6 protein-coding genes and 1 tRNA gene are annotated in these 9817 nt (G+C 40.6%); 3 read left to right on the plus strand and 4 right to left on the minus strand.

Going from position 1 to position 9817, the window contains the following annotated elements:
• Positions 1 to 478: 478 nt before the first annotated feature.
• Positions 479 to 1441 (plus strand): metallophosphoesterase, encoded by a 963-nt coding sequence (locus tag F8N35_RS10285; protein ID WP_293052335.1) that lies wholly within the window; start codon positions 479 to 481, stop codon positions 1439 to 1441.
• Positions 1442 to 1522: 81 nt separating this feature from the next.
• On the opposite strand, the gene F8N35_RS10290 is transcribed toward F8N35_RS10285, so the two are convergent.
• From F8N35_RS10290 to F8N35_RS10300, 3 genes are all read right to left on the minus strand, one after another.
• Positions 1523 to 3580 carry an HDIG domain-containing metalloprotein gene (locus tag F8N35_RS10290; RefSeq protein ID WP_293052338.1) on the minus strand — a complete coding sequence of 686 codons (2058 nt, stop codon included), beginning with the start codon at positions 3578 to 3580 and terminating at the stop codon, positions 1523 to 1525.
• A gap of 560 nt (positions 3581 to 4140) precedes the next feature.
• A complete protein-coding gene (ruvC, locus tag F8N35_RS10295) occupies positions 4141 to 4710 on the minus strand; it encodes a crossover junction endodeoxyribonuclease RuvC (RefSeq protein ID WP_293052341.1) in 570 nt (189 codons plus the stop codon).
• Positions 4707 to 5012 carry a DUF4286 family protein gene (locus F8N35_RS10300; protein WP_293052344.1) on the minus strand — a complete coding sequence of 102 codons (306 nt, stop codon included), beginning with the start codon at positions 5010 to 5012 and terminating at the stop codon, positions 4707 to 4709. The genes ruvC and F8N35_RS10300 overlap by 4 nt, the downstream gene beginning before the upstream one ends.
• 71 nt (positions 5013 to 5083) lie before the next feature.
• Between F8N35_RS10300 and F8N35_RS10305 the strand changes: the two genes are divergently transcribed.
• Positions 5084 to 5157, plus strand: a tRNA-Ala gene (locus F8N35_RS10305).
• Between the two features lie 177 nt (positions 5158 to 5334).
• Here the strand turns inward: F8N35_RS10305 and F8N35_RS10310 are convergent.
• On the minus strand, positions 5335 to 6000 hold the full coding sequence (locus tag F8N35_RS10310; RefSeq protein ID WP_293052347.1) for a response regulator transcription factor: 666 nt from the start codon (positions 5998 to 6000) through the stop codon (positions 5335 to 5337).
• 1590 nt (positions 6001 to 7590) lie between these two features.
• On the opposite strand from F8N35_RS10310, the gene F8N35_RS10315 reads away from it, so the two are divergent.
• A partial coding sequence (locus tag F8N35_RS10315; RefSeq protein ID WP_293052351.1) for an HYR domain-containing protein occupies positions 7591 to 9817 on the plus strand: 2227 nt, incomplete at its 3' end.

The following is a 9817-nucleotide window of genomic DNA, read 5'->3' on the forward strand; positions in this document are numbered from 1 at the left end:
TGTTTCTCTCTCAAAGCGGGTGCAAAGTAACACCTTATTTCTGATAAATCCAAATGCTCTGAAACATTTTTGCAATAAAAAGTTCACTTTTACTTTACATCACTATATTTCAATGTATTACAATTGGTATACCAGGAATTTTAACGCTAAAATACTATTACAAAGTGGGTTAAAAGGATATTTTTGACTCCATTTAAGTTCATATTTAAGGCTATTTTTTTCGCATAAATGCTTCAAACAAACTATTTTCTACTCGTTTACAGACTCTTGAACAACGTGCAGCATCTGTCAGCGGAAATTTGGCCGTATTTATCCATTATTTTATCTCTACTGGAAATTTCAGGCCTTTTGTTTCTCAGGTTTCACTCAAAACAAGGAAAGAAAACTGCAAAAATCAGCGATTATTATCGAATAATGGAAATAACGGGGCAAATAAATTGTACTTTTGTGCTTCAAATTTTCTAATCATACCAATAAAATGAGAACAAACAGAACAAAAATATTCCTTTTTCCAACACTTTTGACCCTGATTATTCTTCTCGGATGCTGGATCGGGGGGGTATTTGTACATCAAAGCCACCTTCCCCTACCCTCCAACAAGGATTATAATTTCTATTTTGTAACAGATTTCGGTTCTGTGAACGGTCCCGGGACAAAAAAACAGGTCTCGGAACAGATGAATTTACTGGCTCCGAAGGTAAATCCCCGCTATATAATATCGGGAGGCGACAATTTTCATAGCGGAGCTGCTATGACAGCTACTGATCCGGTGTGGAAATCAAATTTCGAACAGTTTTTCAAAACCGGATATATAAAGGATATGGATTGGTATCTGGCTCTGGGCAATCACGACTACACCGGCAATCCGCAATGTCAGATCGAATACGGGAAAACACATCCGCACTGGATCATGCCTGCCCGCTACTTTACCTTTATAAAGGAGACCGGTAATGGAGCATCTATACGTTTCGTGATTCTTGATACGAATCCTTTTCAAACCGACTATATAAAAAAAGGGGGACACGCCGATGCGGCTCGTCAGGACACAAGAAAACAACTCCACTGGGCAGACAGTGTGCTGGCCTCTTCACACGAAACATGGAAAGTGGTCATCGGACACCACCCTATCGTCCACTCCGGATTGTTTACCGGCATCGGATCGGAACTGGTCGATCAGATCAATCCTTTATTAAAGAAGTATAAGGTCGATTTCTATTTTTCAGGCCATGTGCACAGTTTCCAGCACCAGCAGAAAGACAAAATTGATTATATAGTAGGCGCCAGCACTTGGAAAGGTCGCATTATCACCCCGTGGATTTATTCCAAATACTGGAAAAATGCCACCGGCTTCACGTTATGCTCTGTCGATGCACATCATTTCCGCTTCTATTTTATAAACGAGAAAGGACATATATTATATACGTATAGCAGGGAGAAATAAATATTCTTCATGGCACAATAAAGAGAAACGGACGCTGAAATTACTTCAGCGTCCGTTTCTCTTTATAAATAAGGATCTTTTTTATTGTTCTTTCTGTGACGCTGCCGGGTACACAATACGGCTGTGGTAGATATTGCGGAGCTTATCTTTGAAAACGGCTTTTACCGTTTCAATGTCGCGCAGGGTGATAGGGGCATCACGGAAAGCGCCTTCGTTGATCTGGGTCTGAATGATGCGCTCCACCAAACTCGAAATGCTTTCTTCTGTATACTCGGTCAGGCTACGGGAAGCTGCTTCCACGGCATCGGCCATCATCAACAGGGCTGTTTCCTTGGTACGCGGATTGGGACCCGGATAGGTAAACGCTTCATCATTCGGGGTTACGGCCGGGAACTGGGTACAAAACCGTTGATAAAAATAGCGGACTTTACTCTGCCCATGGTGCATTCGTATAAATTGAATGATTTGACGGGGCAGGTTGTTTTTCGTGGCTATCTTCACTCCTTCTGCCACATGGTTAATCACAATTTTGGCTGCTGCTTCATCGGGCAATGATTCCAGCGGATTCACACCACCTACCTGATTCTCGGTGAAGTAAGAAGGAGCAGACATTTTTCCAATATCATGATACAAAGCTCCGGTACGTACCAGTAAGGTATTGGCATTGATCTTTTGTGCAGCTTCGGTAGCAAGATTAGAGACCTGTAACGAATGCTGGAAAGTGCCGGGCGCCTGCTCCGAAAACCTTACCATCAGCGGACTATTGATATTGGAAAGTTCTATAAGTGTGACGTTAGACAGGAAGCCAAAGGATTTTTCGACCACGTAAATAAACGCATAGGCAAACAGAAGCAACAGAGCATTGATTCCGAACAAAAGGAAACGCACCCACAATATTTTATCGAAGTTATGATCCTGCACCAACGAAATACCCAGGTAACCTACGCTGTATGTCACAAAGATCAGACCCGCCGTTTGCACCAGTTGCGAACGCTGCGTCAGATCGCGCAGGCTGGTGATGACAGTCATACCCACAGCAATTTGCAGCACCACGAATTCGAACTGTGACGAACGCACCACAAACGACACCATCATAATAGTAATAATGTGAGCAAACAGAGCCGAACGTGAATCGAAGAACGTGCAAATCATTACCGGCAACAAAGCAAAAGGTACCAGATAAATACTGAAACTTGTAAATGAAATAACGGCAAATGCACATCCGACAATCAGCGCAATCATCATAACGATGAACAGTATATTTTTAAAACGGGCAAAAATCTCACGCCGGCGGAATAAAAACATATACAGGAACAAGAGTGTCATAAGCCCCGTCACAATCAAAATCTCGCCGAGCAAGACAATCCATGACTGAGTTGTTTCTCCCTGAACTTTGTTCATCGCCGTTTGCAGTGAAGTAAGCACACGGTATGATGACTCGGTAACGATATCTCCCTTGTCGATAATACGCTCACCTGTCTGTACGATACCTTCTGTTTGCGATATCGTCCTGAGCAGATCGGATTTTACCTGTTCCGACACAGAAGCATCGTAAACAAGGTTGTCGGTAAGGTAAGCATTCAGATTACACGCTTGCAAAGCCCTGCTGCTTACTCCATCAGTAGCATGAGCCACAATATATTCGTAAGCCGTTTTCACCGTAAACACCTCTGCCAATGGTATCTGAGTGGCTACATTATTTTTCACAACTGCCACCATCTGCACATGTTCTTTCTGCACCCTGTCAAAATCTTCGGTACGCATAATTCCCTTGTTGTAAACGTATTCAAACTGTTTACGAATATACTGACGATAAGGAGTAGCCATCGACAGCACTAATGAACCGGAACGATCCATCTCGGCCATTTTAGTCGCAAACAACGAAGAATTGAAACGAAAATAGGGCGTATACTGACGCAAGACGCTATCCTGTTCGGCTTTGAGCAGTTTGGCATCTTTATAAACAGGGAAATCGAATGCGGCGGTAATCAGTTCGTAGTGCCAGGGTTTCCCCACGCTGAAGGTATAATTAAACCGGTTCTGACGCGGAAAAAATTCGACTATCAAAGCAATGGCCAACAAAAACAAGGCTATTTTCAGCCATACTTTCTTTTTGCTTTCCTCAAAATTCAGGTTCATTGATCAATATTTTAGAAACGACTCACAAATATAGCGATCTGTTAGTCCAAAAGTTCCAGGTATTCGGGTCAAAGGGCGACATTAACCATTAATTCCACTCACGCAAGCATTTCATATTGTATGTATCACGAAATAAAACGCCCTTAGTTCGCTAATGCATTCCAATTCAAGCTTTAAATTTTAATCTAATTAATTCTCAGGCACTTTTGATGTACTTAATTAATTTTTTCTTTGCCTGCAGCAAGCCTTACTTTTTGGCGCAAAAAGTAAGCAAAAACAGAGACGGAAAGAACTCGTTCGTTCGTCCATAAATCTTTTTCTCACTAACATCCGTCTATCGTTGGCCTACTCACTCAAACAACTTTCCGTCGGTTTGGTATTCTTTGTTGTCCCTTCGGGTCTGGTTTTGCCAATAATTATACATACAAACCAAAGTACTTTTATTTACCTTAATCTTGCAGATTGGAGTGGTCTTCTCCTTTTTGTATATTGCGTAAAACGACCCATTGGCAAGGTATTCAAAGCTTGCAAAAGCTGAGTTTATCATTGTCAATTAACCATTATCGCACTACTTTGTCTTGGTTTTTCTCAACAAAATCTTTCCATCCACGATACTTTTTATCGGTCACGGGGCGGTTAGTCTGGTAAAAATGGCAAAGAGCTGCACCCAAAGCATCAGTTGCGTCGAGTCGCGATTGCATGTCTTCGGCAGGAATGTTCAGAATTCGGCGCAACATTTCTGCCACTTGCTCCTTAGAAGCTTTACCGTTGCCAGTTATTGCCATCTTGATTTTCAAAGGAGCATACTCGGTAATCTCCACATTACGGTGAAGCGCAGCAGCCATGGCAACCCCCTGCCCTCTTCCGAGCTTGAGCATCGATTGCACATTTTTGCCGAAGAAAGGAGCTTCGATAGCCAGTTCTGCGGGATGAAATTCGTCTATCAGCGAAAGAGTACGTTCGAAGATACGGTGCAGGCGGGCATAATGATCGGCTATTTTACGCAGGTCAATCACCCCCATCGCCAATAATGACGGACGATTATTCACAACCCGAAGCATACTGTAACCCATAACGGTAGTACCCGGGTCGATACCCATAATTATCCGTTCACCAACAACCGAGGTCATACCAAAACCTCCAGTACGGTCGAAAAATAAAGCACCTTTGTTCCGAAACGACGTGTAACATCCAAAGCCAGTTGCTGTTCTTTGTCCTTTTGCCAGCGTTGCACATTCACCAAAGCTTCGACGGAAAATTGCACTGATATAGAAAAAGAGTCTCCAGCATTTTCGGCTAATACACGGAAGATGCGAACATCAGAAAAGGAACCATCGGCAGTCATCATCGGAATATACTGCTCGTCGAGCCAACTTTTCCAATCATCTAAAGCGCTATCTTCCAAGCAGAATGTAGTATTATAGATATACATATTAAAAATTTTCACAAAAGTAGCATTTTATTTGGATTAAAACAGTATCTTTGTGCCGCTAAAAAAGCAATGGGGTATTAGCTCATCTGGCTAGAGCGCGACACTGGCAGTGTCGAGGTGAGCGGTTCGAGTCCGCTATACTCCACTCAAGGACTAAAATACGATTTAGTCCTTTTTTTATTTCAATTCCGATTCCAAAATAACATTTTGGAATACCACATCTAACAAAAATAGCCCTAACAGTTTTTGAAACTGTTAGGGCTATTTCTTTTTAGTGTTCAATAGAAACCGGAGCTCTGTGCCGGATAGCGTAACAATCAACTCATACCAATTCCTCCATTCTTATAACATGATTTTTAATTGCATGTAAGATTATTCCCGTTGTATTTTTCACCTCCAGCTTCGACATTATATTCGCCTTATGAGCATCAACAGTTCGTGGACTTATAAATAATTTTTCTGCAATTTGTTGTTGATCGAGACCTTTACAAAGTAACCGAATAATCTCAAGCTCCCTGCTGGTCAGCGAAGTATCATGCCAATTCTTTTTATTTTCATTTTTATTAGGAACAATGCGATGCATTAAAATCCTATTAATCAGCTGGGGAGAAAAATAGCACTGATTCGTCAGCACCATTTCAATCGCAAGCTTTAACTCGTAAGGTTCTACCGTACGCAACAAACAACCAAACAATCCATTATCAATCAATTTAATAAGTAATTCATCGTTAGCATGATCTGCGAATAGTAAAATTTTAATATCAGGATTGTTTTTAATCAATTGTTCAGTTATACTGATGCTGTCGTCTGTTGAGTCCTGGTTCATAATAACTATTTCCGGACGTAAATGTTCCAGCTGTGTCAGTAATTGGGTACAGTTTGCAAGTTCAATATATTCAAATTTTTCTTTCATCAAAGCCAGTGCCTGTTTAATTCCGGCACGAAAAATGGCTTGATCATCGACTATACAAATCTTAAACTTAGACATAACTCTTCAGTTGTGTTGAGCGCATCTCAACAGATTGATATTTTTCTCTTTGTTGTAATTTCTCATCCTGCGTTCAACTCTCAGCATAGTTATCTATGAGAGCAGCAGGTGGATTTTGGTTTCAGGTAACACGCATGCGTGTATGTTCAAAAATCTGATTTAAAAAGTAATTTCAATGCAAGTAGAATTTTTTCCTCTTTAGTTATTCTTACAACTCTTAATATCTTAACTCCAAATAAATCAGTTGATCTTCTTAGTTTAGAGAGACAAATATTACACCAAGAAATCTGAAGAATCTTTGATTCTTTTCAATCCTGATGTACCACATATTTTATATTCCTCAGATTTACAACGCTATTGGCTATTTACATCCAACATTAGCTATGTAACTATACGAAAGCTTTTATACGAAGTTAGGCTCTGCACATTGAGCATTAACTCATCTAAAAGCAAGCCTTTCTACTTATCTCCTATGCAAATATACATACCCAATCAAGAAAAATAATCATTTTTCTCTTATATTAATTAATTTTATAATACTGATTTCTGATGAAGTTTTATCAACGAACAAATAAAATAAATTACAAATAAATTTATAGTCCTGTATTTATGCTATTTGCAAATAGCATAAATTACACATACTATTAAAAATATCATTTTTATATAACAGAATACCATACATATTTAACACATATTTAACATTTCATTTATTCCATACACAACCAAAACACACAGTCAAAACAAGCACATATATCTGATTAATAACAACATAAACAAATTCATACAACCCGTAATTAACCTAAATCCGCTCAACGCACATCAAAAAACACTCATCTTTAATTCCTATTCTTTTGCCAGCGCCTTTCTATTTTCACTATAAAACTATGAACCAATACAATACATCAAGTCCATAAAAAAAACAACCTGTACAATCCCTCCCACTTTTATCCATATTTTCCCAAGCAAGATCTGCATTTTTCACCTACTAAGATTTATGTCATTCTACCATTTTTATCCATTTTGTCAACATATACCTTTGGTGTAGTTGATTTGTTAGCATCTTTTTACAAAATGGTATATTTCTACTTGCGATTGAAAAACAAACAAATTTCCTGCTAAACAACATTTAAGACACAGAAGTAAATTCTTCACGATTAGAAACTTGCAGCAAAGGAAATTCAGAGAATCAGAACAGAGCATCAATCTCAAGTAGGTGTCTCCTGAATATTTAGAATTGCCTTTTGTTTTCAATAATCTAATCTAAAGAGTTTATGAAAACTTTTACTTCCCTTTTACTTTCCATTCTAACGATTGTTGCTTTAGGATTTACCCAGAAAGCAAATGCGCAAGATTGCACGATAAACATGAGTGGCTGCCCTCCCACCATCATGGAAGCATGCGCGACTACAACTGTAGGTGGTTTAGATGGCACTTATGTTTCATGGACACCACCCTCCTTCTCCTTAAATTGCAACACTCAGGATCCATCTCAAGCGTATTCTTTACTATATAGAATTCAATCTGCCTGAAGTAAAGAATTCATGTTGGGTATACAACAGAGTTCAAAGAGTTGGTAGTAACAATCTTAACTTGTGGCAATCAACAGGTTCCGGCAATCCTTATTTTATTACACCTCTTCAGTTTTTTAATGCCGGAGCTGATATAAATACAAAATTCGTCCTTCCTTCAAATAAGAATTTCACATGGACTTTGCAGGTTCTTGATGAACAGATGAACCTAGTTGGGAGTGACTCGAAATACATTTCCAGTTCCGGACTCTACACTATTAATCTTCCCGCCTCAGTACCTAACGGAGCTTATTATTTAAAATTTTTATTCTCAGGGAACGGCAATAACCAATGCTATGTTGATCGTATTTACTATAATTCATTCCTTATCAATGGAGCTAATTGTGCCGGAGGAATCAACTTCATGGCTTCCTCCACAAAAAGCCCAGGAGATTTTTTCCCTGTCGGAAGCTCTACAGTCACCTATACGGCAACATATACACCGGTATCCGGATCTCCAATCACCCAAACATGTTCATTTAATGTCGTGGTCAACAAAGTATCGATAAGTAATGTTTCCACGACACCCACAACATGTAACGGAAACAATGGCAACATCACATTTACAGCCAGTTCCGCAAACACTTCGGCAAACCATTTAGAATACAGTCTGGATGGCACCACCTGGTATCCGATATCAGGTGGCAATGTTGTGACTACAACTCCACAAGCAGGAACAACAACCACATCCTGGCAAGCAACTATGACGATTCCTGCCTTATACGCACAAACATATAATCTTCAGGTGCGTGACACTCAAAAAGGATGCACACCAGCGTCACAATCAGTTACTGTAAATAATACTGCTGACACTCAGAAACCCGTAATTAATTGTGCGGTAAGCAGCACTCAAACCGTAGATGCAAATACCGGAACAACTTATGTCCAATCAGGAACCGGATGGGATGCAACCGCAACTGATGATTGTGGTTCTCCATCTTTAACCTATACTTTAACTAATGCTACAACCGGTTCTGGCGGAGCAACCCTGAATGGCGTTGCTTTTAACGAGGGAACAACTACCGTTACATGGAAAGCGTCGGATGCAACCGGAAATTATTCAACCTGCTCGTTTGATGTAGTTGTCAATGCATCAGCTGATTTATCCATTGTAAAAACGGTAGAATCAGCTCAGGTTATTGCCGGTCAGGAACTTAAATACAAGATTGTAGTTAGTAATCCTTCTGGCCCATCTTATGCCCGTAATGTAATAATAAGTGATGCTGTAAATGCATTTACATCGCCAATGTATTCGACGGATGATGTAACATATTTACCCTGGACAGGCAGTTATAATGTCCCGGGCACTATAGCAAAAAGTTCCTCTGTAACCCTCTACATAAAGGGAACGTTGAGCGTAAATCAATGCTCTTCGGTATCCAATACTGCTACTGTTACAAGCTATAAAGATAACGTTCCAGGGAACAACACATCTACCGTTACTTCTACGGTTCAGGACAAAACACCACCGGTAATTACTTGTCCCGGAGATATTACAATCAACTGTGATGAGTCTCAGGATCCATCTCATACTGGCATTGCTACAGCTACCGACAATTGCACTTCTTCAGGATCGATAACTATTAACCATAGCGATCAGATAGTGACTGGAAGTTGTGCTAACAACTATACAATTAAGCGAACCTGGACAGCTACTGATCAATCAGCAAACACATCTTCGTGTATCCAAACAATTACTGTTCAGGATATAACAGCTCCGGCTATAACCGGAACGTTGACTCCGATAGCCATTGAAGGATGTACGGCAGCTGACCGCCCGTCGGCCACCAATACGTTGGCTTACCTGCGTGCAAACGGCTTGACGATTTCTGACGCTTGTGGTGATGCCGGTCTGACCGTCAGCAGCATCGACGGTGCGCCATCTGGTAGTTGTCCCGTAACGATCATCCGTACATATACCGTTACTGATGCTTGTGGTAATCATTCTTCTGCTCAGCAAACAATTACCGTGAATGACAACACGGCTCCGGCTATAACCGGTACCCTGACTCCAATCGCTATTGAAGGATGTACGGCAGCTGACCGCCCGTCGGCCACCAATACGTTGGCTTACCTGCGTGCAAACGGCTTGACGATTTCTGACGCTTGTGGTGATGCCGGTCTGACCGTCAGCAGCATCGACGGTGCGCCATCTGGTAGTTGTCCCGTAACGATCATCCGTACATATACCGTTACTGATGCTTGTGGTAATCATTCTTCTGCTCAGCAAACAATTACCGTGAATGACA

Source organism: Paludibacter sp. (assembly GCF_009712605.1).
GTDB lineage: Bacteria > Bacteroidota > Bacteroidia > Bacteroidales > Paludibacteraceae > Microbacter.

Excerpts from the sequence above, each read along its gene's own strand:
- F8N35_RS10285 (WP_293052335.1), top strand. The coding sequence starts at position 479 with ATGAGAACAAACAGAACAAAAATATTCCTTTTTCCAACACTTTTGACC.
- F8N35_RS10290 (WP_293052338.1), bottom strand. The coding sequence starts at position 3,580 with ATGAACCTGAATTTTGAGGAAAGCAAAAAGAAAGTATGGCTGAAAATA.
- ruvC (WP_293052341.1), bottom strand. The coding sequence starts at position 4,710 with ATGACCTCGGTTGTTGGTGAACGGATAATTATGGGTATCGACCCGGGT.
- F8N35_RS10300 (WP_293052344.1), bottom strand. The coding sequence starts at position 5,012 with ATGTATATCTATAATACTACATTCTGCTTGGAAGATAGCGCTTTAGAT.
- F8N35_RS10310 (WP_293052347.1), bottom strand. The coding sequence starts at position 6,000 with ATGTCTAAGTTTAAGATTTGTATAGTCGATGATCAAGCCATTTTTCGT.